The 21998-nt window shown below is 67.2% G+C and carries 16 protein-coding genes and 1 tRNA gene; 7 read left to right on the forward strand and 10 right to left on the reverse strand.

Going from position 1 to position 21998, the window contains the following annotated elements:
• Positions 1-221: 221 nt before the first annotated feature.
• From rho to argS, 6 genes are all read right to left on the reverse strand, one after another.
• A complete protein-coding gene (rho, locus tag Y704_RS0116895) occupies positions 222-2624 on the reverse strand; it encodes a transcription termination factor Rho (RefSeq protein WP_026550980.1) in 2403 nt (800 codons plus the stop codon).
• Between the two features lie 299 nt (positions 2625-2923).
• Complete coding sequence (gene thrB / locus Y704_RS0116900; protein WP_051477310.1) at positions 2924-3904, reverse strand: homoserine kinase; 981 nt, start codon at positions 3902-3904, stop codon at positions 2924-2926.
• Between the two features lie 4 nt (positions 3905-3908).
• The gene (thrC, locus tag Y704_RS0116905; RefSeq protein ID WP_026550982.1) at positions 3909-5012 is read right to left on the reverse strand and encodes a threonine synthase; all 1104 of its coding nucleotides are present in this window, start codon (positions 5010-5012) and stop codon (positions 3909-3911) included.
• Positions 5013-6344 (reverse strand): homoserine dehydrogenase, encoded by a 1332-nt coding sequence (locus tag Y704_RS0116910; protein WP_026550983.1) that lies wholly within the window; start codon positions 6342-6344, stop codon positions 5013-5015.
• On the reverse strand, positions 6341-7861 hold the full coding sequence (gene lysA / locus Y704_RS22280; protein WP_051477312.1) for a diaminopimelate decarboxylase: 1521 nt from the start codon (positions 7859-7861) through the stop codon (positions 6341-6343). Before lysA ends, Y704_RS0116910 begins: the two co-directional genes overlap by 4 nt.
• A gap of 2 nt (positions 7862-7863) precedes the next feature.
• Positions 7864-9513, reverse strand: a complete 1650-nt coding sequence (gene argS, locus Y704_RS0116920; protein ID WP_026550984.1) for an arginine--tRNA ligase — start codon at positions 9511-9513, stop codon at positions 7864-7866.
• Positions 9514-9726: 213 nt separating this feature from the next.
• On the opposite strand from argS, the gene Y704_RS0116925 reads away from it, so the two are divergent.
• The 4 genes from Y704_RS0116925 (at position 9727) to Y704_RS0116940 (ending at position 12794) form a co-directional block, all read left to right on the forward strand.
• The gene (locus tag Y704_RS0116925) at positions 9727-10281 is read left to right on the forward strand and encodes an FMN-binding protein (RefSeq protein ID WP_081747731.1); all 555 of its coding nucleotides are present in this window, start codon (positions 9727-9729) and stop codon (positions 10279-10281) included.
• A 23-nt stretch (positions 10282-10304) separates the two neighbouring features.
• On the forward strand, positions 10305-11036 hold the full coding sequence (locus Y704_RS0116930; RefSeq protein WP_026550986.1) for an FAD:protein FMN transferase: 732 nt from the start codon (positions 10305-10307) through the stop codon (positions 11034-11036).
• Entirely contained in the window at positions 11037-12545 is a 1509-nt protein-coding gene (locus Y704_RS0116935) for an FAD-dependent oxidoreductase (protein WP_026550987.1), read from the forward strand.
• Between the two features lie 173 nt (positions 12546-12718).
• Positions 12719-12794: transfer RNA gene (locus tag Y704_RS0116940), tRNA-Arg, on the forward strand.
• A gap of 115 nt (positions 12795-12909) precedes the next feature.
• Here the strand turns inward: Y704_RS0116940 and Y704_RS0116945 are convergent.
• Positions 12910-13278, reverse strand: a complete 369-nt coding sequence (locus tag Y704_RS0116945) for a DoxX family protein (RefSeq protein ID WP_026550988.1) — start codon at positions 13276-13278, stop codon at positions 12910-12912.
• Positions 13279-13386: 108 nt separating this feature from the next.
• On the opposite strand from Y704_RS0116945, the gene Y704_RS22285 reads away from it, so the two are divergent.
• Both Y704_RS22285 and hrpA read left to right on the forward strand, forming a co-directional pair.
• Positions 13387-14733 (forward strand): DUF2252 domain-containing protein, encoded by a 1347-nt coding sequence (locus Y704_RS22285; protein WP_051477314.1) that lies wholly within the window; start codon positions 13387-13389, stop codon positions 14731-14733.
• A 221-nt stretch (positions 14734-14954) separates the two neighbouring features.
• On the forward strand, positions 14955-18962 hold the full coding sequence (hrpA, locus tag Y704_RS0116960; RefSeq protein WP_026550989.1) for an ATP-dependent RNA helicase HrpA: 4008 nt from the start codon (positions 14955-14957) through the stop codon (positions 18960-18962).
• Between the two features lie 247 nt (positions 18963-19209).
• Here hrpA and Y704_RS0116965 read toward each other — a convergent pair whose 3' ends face one another.
• From Y704_RS0116965 to Y704_RS0116975, 3 genes are all read right to left on the reverse strand, one after another.
• On the reverse strand, positions 19210-19638 hold the full coding sequence (locus Y704_RS0116965) for an HIT family protein (RefSeq protein ID WP_026550990.1): 429 nt from the start codon (positions 19636-19638) through the stop codon (positions 19210-19212).
• A gap of 174 nt (positions 19639-19812) precedes the next feature.
• Positions 19813-20643, reverse strand: coding sequence for a sulfurtransferase (locus Y704_RS0116970; protein ID WP_026550991.1), 831 nt, complete (start codon positions 20641-20643; stop codon positions 19813-19815).
• A gap of 101 nt (positions 20644-20744) precedes the next feature.
• The gene (locus tag Y704_RS0116975) at positions 20745-21404 is read right to left on the reverse strand and encodes an MBL fold metallo-hydrolase (RefSeq protein WP_026550992.1); all 660 of its coding nucleotides are present in this window, start codon (positions 21402-21404) and stop codon (positions 20745-20747) included.
• Between the two features lie 89 nt (positions 21405-21493).
• Between Y704_RS0116975 and Y704_RS0116980 the strand changes: the two genes are divergently transcribed.
• Entirely contained in the window at positions 21494-21937 is a 444-nt protein-coding gene (locus tag Y704_RS0116980) for a Fur family transcriptional regulator (protein ID WP_026550993.1), read from the forward strand.
• The last annotated feature ends 61 nt before the right edge of the window (positions 21938-21998 follow it).

Below are 21998 nucleotides of genomic sequence, written 5' to 3' on the forward strand. Positions count from 1 at the left end.
TCAACCTCTTTCTGAAAAATGCATCCACTGCGCACAAATTACGGCTTCGGGGCCGGATAGCCGTCATTTCTGCGCACTCGATGGGGAAAATTAGGTGGGGATATTAACCACAAGAGCCGCCCAGGGCCTCCACCGGCCCGGGGACAGCCCCGCGGTCCGGAAAGAATCCGGGACGCGGGTCTGCCGAGCAGGGCGATGGTGCCGTGGGCGGCTTTTCGCAGCTAATCGGAGTCTTTGGACCCCAGCGTGGTCTTCTGGACCTGCATCAGGAATTCCACGTTGGACTGCGTCTCGCGGATCTTGTTGGTCAGCAGCTCAAGCGCCTGCTGCGTCTCGAGACCCGACAGTACCCGGCGGAGCTTCCACATGATCTTGACCTCGTCAGGTGACAGCAGGTTCTCTTCACGGCGCGTGCCCGACGCATTGACGTCCACGGCCGGAAAGATGCGCTTGTCCGCGAGGTTCCGGGAAAGCCGGAGCTCCATGTTGCCGGTGCCCTTGAACTCTTCGAAGATCACCTCGTCCATCTTGGACCCCGTCTCCACCAGTGCCGTGGCGAGGATGGTCAGCGAACCGCCGTTCTCGATATTGCGGGCGGCACCGAAGAAGCGCTTCGGCGGGTAGAGCGCTGCCGAGTCGACACCTCCCGAGAGGATCCGGCCCGACGCCGGGGCGGCCAGGTTGTAGGCACGGCCGAGGCGTGTCATGGAGTCCAGCAGGACCACCACGTCCTGGCCCATCTCCACCAGGCGCTTGGCACGCTCGATGGAGAGTTCAGCCACCGTCGTGTGGTCATCCGCGGGACGGTCGAAGGTCGAGGCGATGACCTCGCCCTTCACTGTCCGCTGCATGTCGGTGACTTCCTCGGGACGTTCGTCGACGAGGACCATCATGAGGTGGACCTCGGGATTATTGATGGTGATGGCATTCGCGATGGCCTGGAGGATCAGCGTCTTGCCGGCCTTCGGCGGCGATACGATCAGGCCGCGCTGGCCCTTGCCGATCGGAGCCACCAGGTCGATGACACGGGGGCCGATCTTCTTCGGGTCGGTCTCGAGGCGCAGCCGGTCCGAGGGGTACAGCGGCACGAGCTTCGCGAATTCGACGCGGTCCTTGAGGTCCTCGGCCGGCTTGCCGTTCACCGTGGTGATGCGCACCAGTGCGTTGAACTTCTGGCGCGTGCTCGCCTGGGTCTCGCCCTCACGCGGCGCACGGATGGCACCCACGACGGCGTCGCCCTTGCGCAGGTTGTGCTTCTTGACCTGTGCAAGCGACACGTACACATCGTTCGGCCCCGGAAGGTAACCGGAGGTACGCACGAAAGCGTAGCTCTCAAGAACGTCAAGAATGCCGGCAACGGGCAGCAGGACGTCGTCATCGGTGACCTCGACGTCGTCGACCTCGGGGTTCTGGTTGCGTCCGCGGCGGCGCTCGTTGCGGTCGTTGCGGTCGTTCCGGTCACGGAAGCGACTGCTGCGGTCGTCCTCGCGGGGGCTGTTGCGCGTAGGACGGTTCCGGCGGTTGCGTCCGCGGCCCTCGTCGTCGGAAGAGTTCGTCGTTGCGCCACGATCGTTCGTGTTGCGGTCGCTCGCGTTACGGTCGTTTGCGCCACGATCGTTCGTGTTGCGGTCGCTCGCGCTGCGGTCATTTCCGTTACGGTCGCTCGCATTACGGTCGTTTGCGCCACGATCGTTCGTGTTGCGGTCGCTCGCATTACGGTCATTTCCGTTACGGTCGCTCGCGATGCGGTCATTGCCGGTGCGCGAATCAGCGCTGCGGTCGTCGTCGCGCTCCGACCGTGAACGGGTGCGCCGCTCGTTGCGGTCGGCACGGGTTTCGCCCTGCTGGGAATTCCCGGACTCGCCCTGCTGCTCGTCAGCCGGCGCAGCGGAGTCCGCCTGCTGATTGTCGGAGCGTTCCTCGCCGCGGCGTCCCCGCCGGTTGCGCTGTCCGCGGCCGGTGTTCTCGCGGTCGGTATTGTCGCGGTCGGTGTTCCCGCGGTCGTTCGAGCGATCCTCGTCGTCCGACTCACTGCGAGCATCGCTGCCGCGCGAACCGCTGCCGGCATTGGAGCTGTTGCCGGCGTCCTGGGTGGATCGTCCGTCAGCGTTCCTGGCCGAGGCTTCGGGGTCCGTACCCTCGGCCGGGAGGGCTGCATCAGCCGGAGCGGAGGGGGTCTGGACTGTGACGACGCCGTCGCTGCCCGCACGGCGGTTGCGGTTGCGCGTGCGGGGCTGGCGTTCGGCCTGCGCCCCGGCAGCGGCATCCCCGCTCACCGCATCAGAGCCGGCATCCGCTGCGGGCGCCTTGTCGGAAACCGCAGCTTCGGTACGCACCGCAGGAGTCTTCTGGCGGTCGGCGACTGCCGAACCGCGCTGGTGGTCGGAGATCGCCGAGACGAGATCTCCCTTGCGCATCCGCGATCCACCCGTAATACCCAGCTGTCCGGCAAGAGCCTGCAGCTGTGCAAGCTTGAGGCCTGCGAGGCCGCTGCTCTTGGACGCCGGTGCGCCATTTGAAGCCGGTGCGCCATTTGATGCCTGTGCATCAGTCGATGCTGGTGCGCCGTTCGATGCAGCGTCTTTCTGGTCCACACCTGGTAACAGGTCAGTGGTTTCAGTCACGAAGGATCCTTCCCCCTCGTCGGGCGGCCACCTCTCGGGTGTACCGCGTTGGTGAGCCCCGATGCCGCAAAGGACAGGCGGGGTTTCGGCCGGGCCGGAAACGCTCCGGCATGGCCGAGTGTGCTGGATGCCTAGGGATATCCGCACGGGCAAGGTTCGCGACCCGCCCATGCAACGATAAGTTCGGAGGCTGCACCGGTATTTGCGCTACTGCTGGCAAACCTGCAGTTTCACGGCGGTCGAAAAGAGAATGACGGCCGGTCCAACAGAAGCACACGGCGGGAACATGGTGATGATTCCTACCCCGGGTGCACTCCCAGTTTAGCACCCTCACGGTCCACATCCAGGCGGAGGACCCGCCAGCTGTCCGGCGTGTCGGATGCATCGAGCAGCGTTCGGGCGGCGATCACGGCCTCGGCCGCCTGCTTCTCGCCGACGGCCAGCGTCATCACGGTGGGGCCTGCACCCGAGATGACGGCGGCGAAGCCCGCCGTCCGCAGCGCCCTCACCAGCATCGCACTGGCAACCATCGCCGGTGCCCGGTAGTCCTGGTGCAGAAAATCTTCGGTCGCGGGGAGCAACAGGTCAGGGCGGGCCGACAGTGCATGCACCAGGAGGGCTGCGCGCCCGGCATTGGTCGCTGCGCTCCAGTGCGATACCGACGTCGGCAGGAGCGCCCGCGCACTGTCCGTCGACAGCGATGTGCCCGGGACAGCCGCGACGGGAATGACATCGGGATGTACCTCGAGCCGGGTGCTGAAGTACGCCTTCCCGCTCTCCCACGAGATGGCCAGCGAGCCCGACAGTGCCGACGCCACATTGTCCGGATGCCCTTCGAGCGTGGCGCACCACTGCAGGAGTGCCTTCTCGTCCATGCGGTCCTCGTCGGCGAGCAGAGCGTTCGCCGCCACGGCACCGGACACGATGGCGGCTGCGGAGGAACCCAGTCCGCGGCCGTGCGGCAGCACGTTCACCGTATCGATCTCCAGGCCCGGAGACCGCCGTCCTGCGCGGTGCAGGGTCGCCAGCAGCGACTTCGCCACCAGATGGCGCTCATCCCGTGGAAGGGTCCCGGCGCTCTCGCCGAGTGCCGTGACCGTCGTCGTGCCCGACTCCACGGCGCGCACCCGCACGGTGTCGCGCAGGGTCACTGCGAGGCCCAGCGTGTCGAACCCCGGGCCAAGGTTGGCGCTGGTTCCGGGCACCGTCACCTCCAACGATTGGCCCGCGGCGATGAAGGGCCCTGCCGGGATCACCCGGAGTGCGGACGAGTGCTGCACGCGCTCAGTCCTCCAGACCGAGCGCTGCCGCCACGCTCACGACGTCGAACTCGACCTTGGTGGGCTCGACATCCGAGCCGCTGGCGGTCCGCAGCGCCCACTGGGGGTCCTTGAGTCCGTGGCCCGTCACGGTGATGACGATCGTCTTGCCGACGGGAGCGAGCCCTTCGGAGTGCTTCTTGATGAGCCCCGCGACGCCGGCCGCCGACGCCGGTTCCACGAAGACGCCCTCGCGTGAGGACAGCCACCGGTGGGCGTCGAGGATCTCGTCATCGGTCACGGACTCGATCAGCCCGCCTGATTCGTCGCGGGCGGCCACGGCGTAATCCCAGGACGCCGGATTGCCGATCCGGATGGCGGTGGCGATGGTGTCGGGTTCGGTGATGGGATGGCCCTTGACGAAGGGCGCGGCTCCTTCCGCCTGGAAGCCCCACATGACCGGGGTCTTCGTGGCCACGGGGGGCAGTTCCCCCGCGTGCAGGGACGCGTAGGGAGCCGCGTACTCCCGATAACCCTTCCAGTAGGCACTGATGTTCCCGGCATTGCCGACGGGGAGCAGGTGATAGTCCGGGGCGTCGCCGAGCGTGTCGACGATCTCGAACGCCGCGGTCTTCTGGCCCTCGAGTCGTGCCGGATTCACCGAGTTCACGAGGAACACCGGATACGCCTCGGCCAGCTTCCGGGCGACATCGAGGCAGTTGTCGAAGTTGCCGTTGACCTGCAGCAGCTCGGCTCCGTGCGCGATGGCCTGGCTCAGTTTGCCGAGCGAGATCTTGCCGTCCGGCACCAGGACGGCACAGGTGAGACCGGCCTGCGTGGCATAGGCCGCCGCGGACGCCGAGGTGTTGCCTGTGGAGGCGCACACCACGGCCTTGGCCCCGGCCGCAACCGCTGCGGTCATGGCCATGGTCATCCCGCGGTCCTTGAAGGAGCCGGTGGGATTCATCCCCTCGACCTTCAGGTACACCGTGGAACCGGTCAGCTCGGACAGGTGCTTCGCGTGTACGAGGGGCGTTCCACCCTCGCCGAGGGTGATGATCTCGGTGGTGTCGCTGACGGGCAGGCGGTCGGCATATTCGCGGATGACTCCGCGCCACTGATGGGCCACTTAGATTCCCTCGACTCTCAGGACTGATGTGACGGCATTGATCACGGGAAGTGCGGCAATCTGCGTCACGGTTGCCGCCAGGGATGCCTCGAGTGCGCGGTGGGTGACGATCCGCAGCTCCGCCGTCGGCTCGCCGTCCTGCCCGGTCTGGTCGATGCGCTGCCGCATGGTCTCGATGGAGACGCCGGTGTCGGCGAAGATGTGGGCGATCTTCGCCAGCACGCCCGGTTGGTCGGTGACGTCGAGCCCGATGCTGTAGCTCGTGCTCACGGTCTCGATCCCTCGGGCGGGAACGTGGCCGGTGGTCGTTTCGGTGCGGCCGGGGCCGCCGAGCACCATGCGGCGGGCAGCGCTGACGACGTCGCCCAGCACGGCCGACGCGGTGGGCGTTCCACCGGCGCCCTGCCCGTAGAACATCAGCTCGCCCGCATTCTCCGCCTCGATGAACACAGCATTGAAGGCGCCGTGCACCGCAGCGAGCGGGTGCGTCCGCGGGAGGAGGGTCGGATGGACGCGCACACTGACTCCGGGGTCCCCGGAGTCGTCGTTCCAGAACTCCGCGATGGCGAGGAGCTTGATGACGTAGCCGTCGTCCTTCGCCGCGGCGACGTCGTCGGCCGTCACCGAGGTGATGCCCTCGCAGTACACGTCCTCGAGCGCGAAGCGCGTGTGGAAGGACAGCGAGGCCAGGATCGCCGCCTTCGCCGCTGCATCGTGGCCTTCGACGTCGGCGGTCGGGTCCGCTTCGGCGTAGCCCAGCGCCTGGGCGTCCTTCAGGGCGTCCCCGAAGGAGGCACCCGTCGAGTCCATCTGGTCGAGAATGTAGTTCGTGGTGCCGTTGACGATTCCCAGGACACGTCGGATGCGGTCGCCGGACAGGCTGTCGCGGATCGGCCGGAGGATGGGGACCGCACCTGCCACTGCTGCCTCGTAGGAGAGCTGCACTCCGGCGGCGTCCGCCTTCTCGTAGAGCGCCGGCCCGTCCTTCGCCAGCAGGGCCTTGTTGCCGCTGACCACCGAGGCGCCGTGCCCGATGGCGCCAAGGATCAGCGAGCGGGCCGGCTCGATGCCGCCCATGAGCTCGATGACGATGTCGGCATTCGCAATGAGTTCCTCCGCGTCCTGGGTGAACAGTTCACGGGGCAGGTCGGCGTCCCGTTCGGCATCGAGGGACCGCACGGCGATGCCGGTCAGCTCCAGGGGCGCGCCGGCCCGCAGGCCGAGGTTCTCGGCATCCTCGAGAAGGATCCGCGCCACCTGCGAGCCGACGTTGCCGCACCCCAGAAGGGCGACGCGCAGGGGTTTGCCGGGGGGATATCCAGTGGTGTTCATACGGTCGGTTCGGCTCCTGAGCTGGGGAATGAAGATACGGGGGAACGGGGAACGTCCCGCGCCAGCAGGTCATCCTCCGTCTCGCCGCGGACGATCAGCCGGGCTTTGCCGCCGGCCACTGCCACGACCGGCGGTCGTGGGATGTAGTTGTAGTTGCTGGACAGGGACCAGCAGTAGGCGCCGGTGCCGGGCACTGCGAGGAGATCGCCGGCCCGGGTGTCCCCCGGAAGGTAGACGTCCCGTGCCACGATGTCGCCGCTTTCGCAGTGCTTGCCGACCACGCGCGACAGCACGGGGTCCGCGGCCGGAGCCCTCGAGGCGAGGACGGCCGAGTAGTCCGCGCCGTACAGCACCGGGCGCGCGTTGTCGCTCATGCCACCGTCCACCGAAACATAGCGGCGCGGGTGGGTAACCGGCTCCGCTGCGCCCTCCGGCCCTCCGCTGTCCACGCGGACCACCTTGGTGGTTCCCGCGGTGTAGAGGGTGAAGGTGGTGGGGCCCACGATGGCGCGGCCCGGCTCGATCGAGATGCGGGGGACGCGCAAATCCAGTTCCGTGCACGTGGACCCGACGACGGCGGCCATGGCCCGCGCGATCTCCCGCGGCGGCCGCGGGGTGTCCGCCTCGGTGTAGGCGATGCCGTAGCCTCCCCCGAGGTCCAGTTCGGCAAGCTCCACCCCATGGCGGTCCCGCACCTCGGCGAGGAAGCCCAGCAGCCTGCGCGCCGCGAGTTCGAAGCCTTCGGGCTCGAAGATCTGCGACCCGATATGGCAGTGCACCCCCAGGAGGTTGATCCCGGGGTGCCGGAGCGCTGCCGATACCGCCTGCGCGGCGGGTGAGGCGCCGTCGTCGTCGGTGGTCTCAGCGCCGTCGGTCTCAGGGTCGTCGGCCAGCGACAGGCCGAACTTCTGGTCCTCGTGCGCGGTGGCGATGAACTCGTGCGTTTCGGCATGGACACCCGGAGTGAGCCGGAGCATCACGTTGGCCCTCGCGCCCCGCTCCACTGCCAGGCCGCCGACCAGCGCCACTTCCTGCAGGCTGTCGACCACGATGCGGCCGAGGCCGGCGTCGATGGCCCGCGTGATCTCGGCGGCCGACTTGTTGTTGCCGTGCAGGCCCAGCCGATGTCCGGGCAGGCCCGCGCGGAGGGCTACCGCGAGCTCACCGCCCGAGCACGTATCCAAGCCCAGGCCCTCCTCCGACACCCAGTGGGCAATCTCGGAGCACAGGAAGGACTTGCCCGCGTAGAAGATGTCGACTCCCCCGCAGAGCTCGTCGAATGCGGCGTTGAAAGCGTCACGGAATCCGGCGGCACGGGCACGGAAATCCGCCTCGGAGACCACGTAGAGCGGAGTGCCGAACTCCCGCGCGAGGTCCTCCACGGGGACGCCGTCGATTTCGAGGCTTCCCGACGGGCCCCGGTCGACGTCCTGCGCCCAGAGCTTCCGCTCGAGGACCGCGGGGTCCGCGGGCACGGTCAACCAGCCGGGGGCGAGAGGCGATGCTTCGACAGCCACGCCTACATCCTTTCCGGCGCCGAGACGCCCAGCAGTGCCAGTCCGTTGGCCAGGACCTGCTGCGTTGCGTTGTTGAGCCACAGTCGGCTCCGGTGCACTTCCTCCACCGGTGCGTCACCGAGTGGAGCGATCCGGCAGGCGTCGTACCAGCGGTGGTAGGTGCCGGCTATCACTTCGAGGTGACGGGCCACGCGGTGGGGTTCGCGGAACGTGGCGGCCGACGCCACGACGCCGGGGAACTGCCCGAGGGCGGCCAGCAGTTCGCCCTCGGTGGGGTGGCTGAGCGTCGTCGCGTCGAAGCTTCCGGTGTCGACGCCGGCCGAGGAGGCATTGCGCTCCACCGCGTTCGTCCGGGCATGCGCGTACTGCACGTAGAACACCGGGTTCTCGTTGCTCTTCTTCGTCAGCAGATCCAGGTCGATGTCGATGTTGGAGTCGGCCGAGAACCGCGCCAGGGTGTACCGGGCGGCGTCGACGCCCACGGCGTCGACGAGGTCCTCGAGGGTCACCACGGTCCCGGCCCGTTTCGACATGCGCACGGGGGCGCCGTCCTTCATCAGGTTGACCATCTGGCCGATCAGCACCTCGACGGCGTCCGGGTCGTCGCCGAGCGCTGCTGCCGCGGCTTTCAACCGGGCCACGTAGCCGTGGTGGTCCGCGCCGAGCATGATGATGTTGAGGTCGAAGCCGCGCTGGCGCTTGTTGACGAAGTAACCGATGTCGCCGGCGATGTAGGCCGGCGAGCCGTTCGACTTGATGACCACGCGGTCGCGGTCGTCCCCGAAGTCGGTGGACTTCAGCCACCACGCGCCCTCCTCGAAGAACAGGTTGCCCGAGCCTTTCAGCTGCTCCAGCAGACCCTCGACGAAGTGGTCGGCGAACAGCGAATGCTCGTGGAAGTAGACGTCGAAGTCCACACCGAAGTCGTGAAGGGACTTCTTGATGTCGGTGAACATGAGGTCGACACCGACAGCCCGGAAGGTCTCGAGGGCCTCCGCCTCGTCGAGGGACAGGACGTCCGGCTCCTTTGCCAGGACCCGGTCGGCGATGTCTCCGATGTACTGTCCCCCGTAGCCGTCCTCCGGGGCGGGGCTTCCCGAGGCGCTGGCGAGGAGGGACCTCGCAAACCTGTCGATCTGGGCGCCGTGGTCGTTGAAGTAGTACTCCCGGGTCACGTCCGCGCCCTGTGACTGCAGGATCCGCGCGAGCGCATCACCGACAGCCGCCCACCGCGTGCCGCCGATGTGGATGGGTCCCGTCGGATTGGCTGAGACGAACTCGAGGTTGATCTTCCGGCCCGCCAGGGCGTCGTTCGTCCCGTAGGCGGTGCCCGCCTCGACGACGGTACGGGCGAGTTCGCCGGCCGCGCCGGCATCGAGCGTGATGTTGAGGAAGCCCGGCCCGGCGATATCGACGCTCTTGACGCCCTCGATCGCGGCGAGGCGTGCACTGAGGATCCCGGCGAACTCGCGCGGGTTCATGCCGGCCTTCTTCGACAGCTGGAGCGCGATGTTGGTGGCCCAGTCTCCGTGCTCCCGGTTCTTAGGTCGCTCGACCCGGATCTCGGGAGGAAGTTCGATAGCGAAATCACCGGCGGCGACAGCATCATGCAGGCAGGCGGAGATAGCGGAGGAAAGCTGTTCAGGAGTCACCTTCCCAGCATAACGGCGCACAACACAGAGGCTGATTCGTGTGACGGGCCATGCAGCCGCGAAGTCCGTCAGTGGTGCCGATGTGAATTGGAGTCCCCGGGAGTCCGTCCAGCACGCCGCGTGGAACGAAGTACTTGCGGTTATGTTTTATGGGCAGAAGCCCTTTCCATTCCGGGTCGGCGTGCTGGGCCCGAACCTTCGAGGAGACCTGCCATGGACGCCGAAATCACCAGTCCCACCCCTGTTCGACGAGGCACGCCCGGCAGGAAAGTCCTGACGGCCCTTGCCGCCGTCTCACTGCTCGGCGCGGCCGGCTGCGCTGGATCCTCGGATGCCGCGGAGGACAGCGGAGGCGGCGCGGACAGCACGGCCACGGAGGCTGCTGCGGCTCCGGCTTCCCCGTCCGCGGCTGCCGGGGACCCGACATCCGCTGCGGCTCCGGCAGACGCTCCGGCAGAAGCTTCGGACCAGACGTACAAGGACGGCACGTACACCCAGGTCGGAACGTACGTCTCCCCCGGCGGGCCTGAGGAGATAGGGATCACCCTGACCCTCGAGAGCGACGTCGTGACGGCGGCGGAGGCCGAGCCCATGCCCTCCAACCCGACCACGGAGATGTATCAGGGGCGCTTCGCCAGCGGCATCCAGGAGGAGATCATGGGCAAGAAACTCGACGAACTCGAGGTCGACAAGGTCGCAGGGTCCTCGCTGTCGAGCGGTGGATTCGCGGAAGCCGCCGAGAAGATCAAGGGCGAAGCCGGAGCCTAGGCAGGACAGGGGAAAGGTAACCGATGGCGAGCACCTTCGCCTTCGACGCGATCGGCACCGCCTGGCGGGTGGACAGCGGAGCGGAGCTCGACCCTGCCACGCAGCGCGGAGTCCTGGAGCTGATCGAGGAGTACGACGCCGTCTACTCGCGGTTCCGTGCAGACTCGGGCATCTCGACGCTCGCGCAGGCAGGCGGCTCGTTGACGCTCCCTGCCCACGGCGCGGAACTCGGAACGCTCTACGGTGCGCTCTACCGGATCACCCGGGGCTCGATGTCGCCGCTGGTGGGTGCCGTGCTTGAGCACCAGGGCTACGACGCTGCCTACAGCCTCACGCCCCGCGGCCCGGCGAGCGCCGCAGCCGGTCACGACGACGTCCTGGTCGACGCCAGCGGCGACATGCTGCACCGCGGTCCCCGGGCGTTGACCGTAGCGCTCGAGCACCCCTACGACGCCACGTCGGCCATCGGCACCGTGGTGCTCGAGAACCGTGCATTGTGCGCGTCGGCGTCCAACCGGAGGGCGTGGGGCGATGGCCTCCACCACGTGGTGGACGCCGCGACGGGCAGCTGCGTGGATCGCGTGGTCGCCACGTGGGTGCTCGCCGCGGACGCCATGACGGCGGATGCACTTGCCACCGCCCTTTTCCTGGCCGAGCCGGAGGACCTTTCGGCCGAGTTCGAGTTCGACTACGTCCAGGTCTTCTCCGACGGACGCGCCCGCTACTCACCTCCCCTGAATGGAGCGCTTTTCTAGATGAGAACCCGAATGGACACCCTGCTGGGCCGGTTCACGATGTACCGGCTGACCCTGGCCCTGCTGGTGGCCCTGACCCTTGAGGCCTTCCTTCTCTCCGCCGCCGGGCTGCTGGCCTTCACCCTGACGGAACTCGCGGCCACCCTGGCCGTCACTCTCCTCTCGACCCTCGTGGGCACCCGCCTTCTGGCGCTGATCCTCCGGCTCCGGCCGCATCATGAGTCGGCGCTGATCACCGGCCTGATCCTGTTCTTCGTCATGTTCCCCTCCAACACGGCCGCCGGGCTCGGGGGCATCGCCGTGGCCGGCTTCGCCGCCGCTGCCTCCAAATTCGTGCTGGCGCTTCGCGGGAGGCACATCTTCAACCCCGCGGCGATAGGAGCAGTCATCGCAACACTGCTGGGCGTGTCGGCGGCGGGCTGGTGGGTTGCCAACCCCTATATGCTTCCGCTGGTCCTGGCCGGCGCCCTCGTCCTGCTCTACCGGACCAGGAAACTGACCATGGGTGTGGTTTTCGTCGCCGTCAGTGCCGCGATCCTGATCGTCGGACTCGTGGGCAACGGCCTCACCACGATCGCTTCGGCCCAGCTGATCTTCCTCTCGTACCCCATCCTTTTCCTCGTCGGCTTCATGCTGACCGAGCCCCTGACCCTGCCTCCGCTGCGGTGGCAGCAGCTGGCCGTCGCCGTCGTCTTCGCGTCCCAGCCGAGCATCGGGCCCATCCTCCTGGGGCCCGAGTTCGCCCTGGTGATCGGCAACGCCGTCGCCTTCCTGATGGGCCAGCGCCGCGGGGTCAGCCTGCGGTACACCGGCCAACGGCAGCTGACCCCGACAAGCACGGAGCTGGTGTTCGAGCCGACCCGCCCCGTGCGTTTCGACGCCGGGCAGTACATGGAACTGACCCTCCCCCATGAGCGGGCCGACGCACGGGGTGCCCGCCGAACCTTCAGCATCACCTCGGCGCCCGGGGACACCTCGCGGATCAGCTTCGGCCTGCGTGTCTCCGAGCCCGGCAGCTCCTTCAAGAAGGCACTCCTCTGCCTCCGGGAAGGAACAAGCATTACCGGGACCCTGGTGGGCGGTGATTTCCGCCTCCCCCGCGATGCGTCGGTCCCCCTGCTCCTCGCCGCGGGCGGCATCGGCGTGACCCCATTCCTCAGCCAACTCCGGGACGTTGCGGAGCGCGGGGAACACCGCGACGTCGTCCTGCTCTACGTAGTGACGGCGCCCGCCGAGATCGCCTACCTCGACGAGCTCAGGGAGCTCGGCACCCGTGTGGTCCTCTTCGCGTCACGGAACCCGTCCGACGACGGCGTGGCGCTGCCCGATTCCTGGCACTATGCGGGCTCCGGCTACCCGGACGCCGACGCTCTCCTGGCCGGGATACCGGACCTGGCCGACCGCAGGGCCTACGTCTCGGGTTCCCCGAGAATCATCGCCCATCTCACGGCAGAGCTGAAGCGGGCCGGGACCAGAAGGGTGGCCACCGACGCGTTCCTCGGGTACTAGGGCCACGGACAGGGTTGCTGGTATGGCTATCGATGGGTCACCGTTGAGGTCAGCGATGAGGTCACTGCCGAGGCCACGGCCGAGGCCGTCAAGGGCGGGCGGCGTTTCCGCTGGGCATATCCCACCTGCTAAGCTCGATAAGTCCTGTCGAGGGCGCGCTCGCCGCGTACCTTGCCTTCGTAGCTCAGGGGATAGAGCGTCCGCCTCCGGAGCGGAAGGTCGTAGGTTCGAATCCTATCGAGGGCACCAGAGCAGCAGGGAAAACCTGCAGCGAAGGGAACCGCCGCCGTCCTGAAAAGGGCGGCGGCGGTTTTTTTACTTCCCGCACCGTATTCTCACTGCCCGCACTGTCTGTCACTGCCCGCTAGAGCGGCCAGTTACTCGAGCGCCCCCATGCCACGGAGACGGCAAGCAGCAACGCTGCAATGTTGATGGCGAAGTCTTTCTCGCCCCGGGACAGATGAAACGCGATGGACAAGGCCATTATCAGGGCGAGCCCTGCAGCTGCCAGGGGAATGAGGAAGGTGGCGATGGTGAACACTGCCGGGAGGATCAGGCCGAGCGCCCCGAGGATCTCGGCCACCCCTGCGGTCCGCGCGTAGGCCGGCTTCTCCTGTGCCCAGCCGAGCCCCCGGTCGGCCAGTTTGTCGAGGGGAATTAACGTCTTCGAGATTCCGGCGGCGAGGAAGAAGGCGGCAAGGAGAATTGCAGCTATCCATAGTGCGATATCCACGGAATCACCTCCGACCGGTGCCTGCTGTCAGGTAATTCTGCGCCTTCTCGCACTACTAGGGAAGCGCGGATCCACGGTACCGGCGGACGGCGCTTGTAGGATGTCCCGATGGCCGATACAACTTCCCGTCAGCAGCACATCATCGACACCCTCGTGGAGGCGCACGACGCCCTGATGCAGGCCGATCCGCGCGCCTTCCGGGCGCGGTTCCGAAAGATGGCGGCCGACCCCTATGCGTTCTACCGCGGCAGTGCCTCCATCTTCTACTCCGATATGAAGAATCTGCAGGATCGCTGGGCGGACGGGCAGACCAGCCGTGTATGGATCCACGGAGACCTGCATGCGGAGAACTTCGGCACCTATATGAGCAACGAGGGCAAGCTGACCTTCGACGTCAACGACTTCGACGAAGCCTATGTGGGACATTTCTCCTGGGACCTGCGGCGCTTCGTGGCCTCCCTGACGCTCCTGTGCTGGAGAAAGGCGCTTCCTGCAGAATCCACCCGTGAACTCGCGCGCACCTACCTGCTGTCGTACCTGGCACGGGTTGCCGACTATGTGGTCGACGAAAAGTCGGACTTCTCCTTCGGACTGCACAACGCCGAGGGCACGATCTATTCGATCCTTCAGGTGGCGCGCGCGGCAAAACGGACCCGCCTCCTCGATTCGCTGACCCTCATCGAGGACTACGAACGCCAGTTCCGCGACGACGGGTCCATCCGGCACCTGGAGGACGCGGAGCGCCGCGAGGTGGAAACTGCGTTCGAGGCCTATCTCGGGACCATCCCGCGGAACGAACGCTCCCGGCGGCGGGTGTTCTACCGCGTCAAGGGGATCGTGGGGAAGAAGGGGTTCGGGATCGGCAGCGCCGGGCTGCCCACCTACAACATCCTCATCGAGGGTTTTGACGAAGCCCAGGAAAACGACATCATCCTGACGATGAAACAGTCGAATATCGCGGCGCCGAGCCGGATCGTGACTGATGCGCGGGTCCGCGACTACTTTCTCGACGACGGCCATCGGGCCGTCATCAGCCAGCGATCGCTCCAGACGCACACCGACCCTTTTCTCGGCTACACCACGCTGGACGGCATCTCCTACGTCGTCTCCGAACTCTCCCCCTACAAGCGCGATCTGGACTGGGAGGACCTGACGGAACCTGGTGATATGACACCGGTCCTCGAGAGTCTCGGCCAGGCGACCGCGAAGATCCACTGCTCCACCGACCAGGACAGCGACCACGACCTCGTCCCGTTCCGCACCGAAACGGCCATCACCGAAGCACTGGCGGGCCGGGAGGAGGAGTTCATCGAGGACATCATCGACTTCGCCGAGGAGTACGCCGCCACCGTCCGCAGCGACCACGCGCTCTTCGTGGACGCCTTCCGGGAGGGGAAGATCACCGCTGTGCCGGCCACCACCTCCCCTGACCAGGACAGCTCCCGTCCGCGGTAGGCGGTCCATCACGCGCTCGCCCTACCATCCTTGGCGTCGGCTTCGATTCACCCGACAACCCCCTGGCCTACCTCGCCGTCCTCGATCTCGACTTCGGGATCCTCGAAGCTCCCGTTCTGCGTGAGCACGCCCGCTGCCGGCATTGAGGCTCCAGCGCGGTGCGCAGAAACCGCCCGCGGATGGCGGGAAATGAGGCGCTGCCCTCTAGAATTGGGGTAACTATGGCACTGACTATCTCCTACCCCGCCGAACTTCCGGTCTCGGAGCGCCGCGCGGACATCATGGCCGCCATCGCCGCGAACCAGGTCACGATCATCGCCGGCGAAACCGGTTCCGGAAAGACCACCCAGATCCCGAAGATGTGCCTCGAGCTGGGCCTCGCGGAGCACGGCCTCATCGGCCACACCCAGCCGCGGCGCCTTGCCGCACGCACCGTTGCAGAACGCATCGCCGAAGAGCTCGATGTGAAGCTGGGCGCAGAAGTGGGCTATCAGGTGCGGTTCACGGCCGAGGTGGGTCGCAGCACCAGGATCAAGCTGATGACCGACGGCATCCTCCTCGCCGAGATCCAGCACGACCGCATGCTGCGCAAGTACAGCACCATCATCATCGACGAGGCCCACGAGCGCAGCCTCAACATCGACTTCATCCTCGGCTACCTCAAGCGGGTCCTGCCGCAGCGCCCGGACCTGAAGGTGATCATCACATCGGCCACCATCGACCCCGAGCGCTTCGCGCAGCACTTTGCCGCCGACGCCGCCGTCGCGGAGACGACGCCCGCGCCGATCATCGAGGTGTCCGGCCGCACCTACCCCGTCGAGATCCGGTACCGGCCGCTGGACCAGCCCGCCGGAGGTGCCCCAGGCGGCAATTCGGGTGATGATTCGGGTGATGCCTCGGACAGCGAGCTCGAGGAGGAACGTGATCCGCTCGACGCCGTGTGCGACGCCGTCGACGAACTCGCCTTCGAGGCTCCGGGTGACATTCTGGTGTTCTTCTCCGGCGAACGGGAGATCCGCGATGCCGCCGACGCCCTGCGGGCGCGCGTGCAGACCAACTCCCGGCTCCGCGGAACCGAGATCCTTCCCCTCTTCGCGCGGTTGTCACTCCAGGAGCAGCACCGGGTCTTCAGCACGGGCGGTTCGGGGCGCCGCATCGTCCTCGCGACCAACGTCGCCGAAACCTCACTCACCGTTCCCGGGATCAAGTACGTCATCGACACGGGCACGGCCCGTATCTCGCGCTATTCGCACCGGACCAAGGTGCAGCGGCTTCCCATCGAGCGGGTCTCCCAGGCTTCCGCCAACCAGCGGTCCGGCAGGTGCGGACGTGTCTCGGACGGCATCGCCATCCGCCTGTACTCGGAGGAGGACTACGCATCGCGCAGGCCGTTCACCGATCCGGAAATCCTGCGGACCAGTTTGGCCGCCGTCATCCTCCAGATGACCGCGATGGGAGTGACGCGGGGTCCGCGGGACATCGCCGAGTTTCCCTTCGTCGAACCGCCCGACTCGAAGGCCATCAACGACGGCGTGACCCTCCTCAAGGAACTGGGGGCCCTGAAGGACGACGGCGCCCTGTCCGAGGTGGGGCGGAAACTCGCCCAGCTTCCGGTGGACCCACGGCTGGGCCGCATGATCGTGGAGGCCGGAAAGCGCGGCTGTGTTCGGGAAGTCATGGTCCTCGCCGCAGCCCTGACCATCCAGGATCCCCGCGAGCGGCCGCAGGCGGACCAGGTGGCGAAGCTCCAGACAGCCACCGAGAAGCACAAACGTTTCCTCGACGAGAACTCCGACTTCACCGCCTACCTCAATCTGTGGCGCTACCTCCAGGAGCAGCAGAAGGAACTGTCGTCCACGCAGTTCCGCAAGCTGTGCCGCAACGAATACATCAACTACCTCCGCGTCCGCGAGTGGCAGGACCTCTTCGCCCAGCTCCGGCAGCTTGCCAAGCCCCTCGGCATCACACTCTCCGCCGGGGAGGTGGACCCGGTGGGGCTGGGCGACGCCATCCACATCAGCCTGCTCTCGGGGCTGCTGAGCCATATCGGCCTGTACGACCAGCGCAAGCGTGAGTACGCCGGAGCGCGCGGCACCCGGTTCGCCGTCTTCCCCGGTTCTGCGCTGTTCAAGAAGTCTCCCGACTGGGTCATGGCCGCCGAACTGGTCGAAACGTCCAGGCTCTGGGCGAGGGTAGCCGCGCGTTTCGACCCGCTCTGGGCTGAGGAAGTGGCGCCGAACCTCGTCAAGCGCAGCTACAGCGAACCGCACTGGTCCCGGAAGGCCGGCTCGGTCATGGCGTACGAAAAGGTCACGCTCTACGGTGTGCCCATCGTGCCGCAGCGCCGCATCAACTACGGACGGGTGGACCCCGAAGTGGCGCGCGAGCTGTTCATCCGCCACGCACTCGTGGAGGGCGACTGGAAGACCCACCACAAGTTCTTCTTCCGCAACACCGCACGCCTCGCCGAGATCGAGGAGCTCGAGAACCGGCTGCGCCGCCGGGACCTGCGCGTGGATGACGAGACGCTCTTCGAGTTCTACGACGCGCGGCTGGGCCCCGAGGTGGTGTCTGAGCGGCATTTCGACTCCTGGTGGAAGCAGGCCCGGCAGGACGACCCGGACCTGCTCGATTTCAAGCCCGAGGAGCTCCTGAGCGACGACGCCGGGGGGCCCGACGAGACGGCGTTCCCTACTATTTGGCACCAGGCCGGCTTCGAGTTGCCGCTGCACTACGAGTTCTCCCCGCTGACGCCGGGAGCTGCCGACGGCGTGACGGTCACCATCCCGGTCCTCTTCCTCAACCAGCTCGAAGCGAAGCCGTTCCGTTGGCAGATCCCCGGGCTACGGGTTGAACTCGTCACGGCGCTCATCAAATCGCTGCCCAAACAGGTTCGCAAGAACTTCATTCCCGCTCCGGATGTTGCACGGTCCGCCGTTGCGGCGCTGGCCGCCGACTTCAATCCTGCGACGGACGACCTCGAGGAATCACTCGAGCTGGCCCTGCGCCGGCTCAAGGGATCCGTCATCCCGCCGGGATCCTGGAACTGGTCAGGACTTCCTCCCCACCTGCTGATGACCTTCCGGATCATCGACGCGGGAGGCCGCACGCTCGACGAGGGGCCCGACCTCAACGTCCTCAAGGAGTCCCTCGCACCGGCCGTCCGCCGCGCAATCACCGAATCCCTCGGTGCAACGCCGGCCACCACCCGGTCAACCGGCCGGAATGGTTCCGGGCTGCACGCCGCGGCTCGCGGGACCCGGACGCACACCTCCCTCGCCTCCGGCCCTGCCGCTGCAGCGGGCGGGGCCGGCGCCCCGGAGCATTCCCCCGCGGTGCAACCCGCCATTGCGGAGCTGACGGGCCAGGTGTCCTGGGCCTTCGGTGCGCTCCCCCGCGACGTCTCACGCACCGTGGCCGGGCACCTGGTCACCGGCTATCCGGCCCTGGTGGATGAGGGCATCTCAGTGGGGTTGAGGGTTTTTCCCTCAGCGGGTGAACAGGCGGAGGCCCTGCGGGGCGGTGTGATCCGGTTGTTGTTCCTGCGCGTCCCGAGTCCCGGGAAGTACGTGCTGGAACACCTCAGCAACACCGAGAAGCTCACCTTCAGCCAGAACCCGCACGGCAGCGTCGCGGAACTGATCCGGGACTGTTCACTCGCCGCGATCGACAAACTGGTGCCGGAGGAACTCCCGCGGACGGAACAGGACTTCGATCTCCTGTACGAGACGGTGAGAGCCGAGCTGATCGATACCGTCTTCACCGTCACCGCGACGGTCGAAACCATCCTGGCGAGCAACCGCCGTATCCAGAAGCAGCTCAAGGGCACCACGAGCCTTGCCATGATCACGGCCTTGAACGACATCCGCAGCCAGCTCGAGCAGCTCGTGTACCCGGGCTTCGTGGCGAGGACCGGCTACGCGCAGCTTGCCCACCTGCCGCGTTTCCTGCGGGGCATCGAGGTACGGCTCGACAAACTGGCGTCCAACATCCAGCGCGACGGGCTCAACACCGCGCTCGTGCAGCGCCTCGAGGACGAGTACGATACCGCCGCATCGGCACTCGCCGCCGCAACGCGCCGTGTGCCGCCGGGGCTGCTCAGGGTGCGTTGGATGCTCGAGGAACTGCGGATCAGCCTTTTCGCACAGGAACTCGGCACTGCCTACTCGGTCTCGGAGAAGCGGATTCGCACCGCCCTCAATGACGCGATGAGCGCCAAGGCGGCCTAGCCGCGCTAGCCGCGCCTCCGCTGGTACCGGTCCGTTCCATCGCGATCGGTCCCAGCGCCGTCCGTCCCAGCGCCGGTGCAGCGGTAACCTAACGCGCCCGTCCCGGCGCCGGTGCAGCGGTAACCTAACGCGCCCGTCCCGGCGCCGGTGCGGCGGCAACCCCCCGCGTCCGTCCCAGCACCGGTGCGGCGGCAACCTAACGCCGCCCGTCCCAGCACCGGTGCGGCGGCAACCCCCCGCGTCCGCCTCAGCCGGCGGGGACGTGTGCCCCGTGCCCCGCTGCGCGGAGTGCTTCCCGGAGAGCGTGTGCATTGCGGTCCAGTCCGGCAGGATCCGGATTGTGCTCGACGCGGTGGACATCGAAATCCTCCGGCCCCTGCGCAGGCCAGACATGCACGTGGAGGTGCGGCACCTCGAAGCCCTCCATCAGCACACCCACCCGCTTGGCAGCAAACGCTTGCTGCTGGGCGGTGCCGATCCGCTGTGCAACGGCCATGATGCGGGCCAGGGTCTGCGCATCGGCGTCGAGCCAGTGCTCGATCTCCCGGCGCGGGAGGACGAGCGCATGGCCCGGCGTGATGGGCGCGATGGTGAGGATCGCCACGACGTCGTCGTCCTCCCAGAGGAACCTGCCGGGAATATCGCGGTTGATGATCTTGGTGAAGAGGGTGCTCACTCGTTCTCCTGGAGTCGGTATGGTCGGCAGGATGCGTTCGGGCATCCGGGCGCGCAGGGGCGGCGGTGCGGGGCGGCCGGCAAACATGCTCCGACGCTACCCGTGCCTCTCCGGTATGCGCCACCCGGAGATCCCGCGCAACACCATGCCGAACGGTCCCGGCGTGGACGCTCCTCAGGCTCCGGTTGCCACGGGCAGCTCTGCCCGGGACGACCACTGCGACCAGGATCCCGGATACAGAGCCGCCGGATATCCTGCGATCTCAAGGGCAGCTATCTCATGTGCGGCGGTGATTCCGGAGCCGCAGTAGACGGCGATGGGCGCACGGCCGTCAGCGCCGAGCGCGGCGAACCGCGCGGCCAGTTCAGGCGCGGGACGGAACCTTTTATCCGGCCGGAGATTGTCCGAGGTGGGCGCGCTTCGGGCACCGGGGATGTGGCCGGCCCGTGGATCGACCGGCTCCACCTCGCCACGGAAACGCTCGCCGGCCCGGGCATCGAGCAGCACTCCCTGCCACTGGGGTCCGTTGAGGTCAGGAAGCTCCACCACCGGCATGGCACCGGAGCCCAGCGTCACGGAACCGAGGCAATGCTGCTCCTCGCCGCCTTCCAGCTCGAATCCGGCGGAACGCCAGGCGGCCAGTCCGCCGTCGAGCAGGTACACCGAGGGAAAGCCTGCATCGCGCAGGAGCCACCACAGGCGCGCCGCCGCGAGGGTCCCGTTGTCGTCATAGGCCACCACGACGTCGTCGTCGTTGATTCCCCAGTGGCGCGCGGCCTCCTGCAATGCCTCCGGCACGGGAAGCGGATGCCGCCCCGATCCTGCATGCGGCGGTGCACACAGTTCGTTTTCGAGGTCGACGTAGGCCGCCCCAGGGATATGTGCTGCGCGGTAGTTCCGGTGGCCATGGGGGTCTCCCAACACCCACCGGACATCCAGCAGAACCGTCTGCGCGCCGGAGGTCATCCGGTTCCGCAGCGTCTGCACGTTCATCAGAGTCTCCATCAAGATCTCCTTTTATGGTGTGACCGGCACCACGGCCGGTCCTGATGCTCGCCAGTTCACCACAGCCGGACTCGGATCACCAAGCGGCGCGCACTGTCCTGCTAGACCTCGACGCTCTCACCGGGAGACAGGTGCCGGTAGGTGGAGCCGTATCCCGCTCCGATCCGCATCACATGGCTCTCCACAAGGGTTACCCCGGCGTCATTGAGCAGGGCGTCATGGATGGGAAAGGCCTGCGGTGCCCGAACCGCCACCACGAAGTCGATCACCTCGCCGACCTTCGACCACGGCGCGTGGAGGGGTACCAGCAAGGTCTGCACGGCTATCCCCGAGGGAACCACGAAGGAATCCCCCGGGTGGTACACGTTGCCCTCCACGAGGTAGCCGATGTTCGCCACCAGCGGGATCAGCGGATGGATCAGCGCATGCTGACCGCCGAAGGCACGGACGCCGAATCCCGCAGCCACGAACTCGGTGTCGCTCAGCACAGCATGCACCCGCTTCGCTGCGCCGTCGTCGAGCCTTGTCTGTAGCGACTGCGCGACGCCGGGAGGTGCCCACAGCTCAAGAGCCTCGTCGGAGCGCAGTGCGGCAATCACGGCCTCCTCGTGCAGATGGTCGGCGTGCTCGTGCGTGATGAGGATCGCCTGCGCCCCTGCCAGGGCCTCCTCCACCTCCGAGAAGGATCCGGGATCGAACACCAGCACCGACCCCTCGCGTTCGAGCCGGACACAGGCGTGGGTGTACTTCGTCAGCTTCATACCCGTCAGAGTACAGCTGCGACGCTGATAATCTGGAGGAGGACCTGGTCCCGCCAACGTGCCAGCACCTTCGTTGAAAAGGACATCCCATGCCGCCCGATGCGGAGCAGCCCACCCGCCGGGGTTCCGAGCAGCGGGTGACCAAGCAGCGCCGCGCCGTGAGCGCGGCCCTGGACAGCCTCCCTGATTTCGTGAGCACCCAGGAACTGCACCGGGTCCTGCACGGCAGGGGCGAGTCGGTGTCCCTCGCCACGGCGTACCGGATCCTGCAGTCGATGGCCGACGACGGCCTTGTCGACGTCCTGCGCAACGGCGACGGCGAAGCCGTCTACCGGCGCTGTGAAGCCCCCCACCACCATCACCACCTGCTCTGCCGCAACTGCGGGCGCGCCGTTGAGATCGAGGCGCCGGCAGTGGAGCAGTGGGCCGCACGGACTGCGGCCGAATTCGGCTTCACCGAGGTGGCGCACACCGTGGAGATTTACGGGCTGTGCCGTGCGTGCTCCGCGCGGAAAGCCGCCGGCGCTGCCTGACCGGGTGTCAGCCGGGCCCACCGGCCAGTCAGCCAGAACTCCCGGCCGGTCAGCCTCTCAA

Source organism: Arthrobacter sp. Br18, assembly GCF_000520555.1.
Classification (GTDB): Bacteria; Actinomycetota; Actinomycetes; order Actinomycetales; family Micrococcaceae; genus Arthrobacter_D.